General features: G+C 52.4%; 1 protein-coding gene. It reads left to right on the top strand.

Translation table 11 applies throughout. From position 1 onward, the window contains the following. Positions 1-334, top strand: a 334-nt coding sequence (locus EIZ37_RS25735; protein WP_235828238.1) for a Mu transposase domain-containing protein, incomplete at both ends; no start/stop codon positions are given.

Raw genomic sequence — 334 nt, 5'->3', positions numbered from 1 at the left:
GCGTTCAGTTCATCGAGCAGAACTTCATGCCAGGGCGATCATTCACCGATCTTGGTGACCTAAATCGCCAAGCCAGACACTGGTGCGATGAGCAAAACCGTCGTATCCACGGTACAACTGGGGAAAGACCGATCGATCGCTTGGCACAAGAGAAGCTCGGTATGCTTCCGTCTCCGGAACGATGGGCAAAGTACCGGTTTGAACCGAGGAAAGTAAGCCGTGACGGATTTGTGAGCTACGACGGCGTTCGTTATGGCGTTCCATGGCGGTATAGCGGACGTGAAGTAAAGGTACGAGAGGTAAACGGATTCGTCGAAATATACTGCGAGAAGCA

The organism is Brevibacillus migulae, from assembly GCF_004521915.1.
Classification (GTDB): domain Bacteria; phylum Bacillota; class Bacilli; order Brevibacillales; family Brevibacillaceae; genus Brevibacillus_F; species Brevibacillus_F migulae.
The sequence above is the reverse complement of the archived record's forward strand: the minus strand, read 5'-3'. Positions and strand labels throughout refer to the sequence as shown.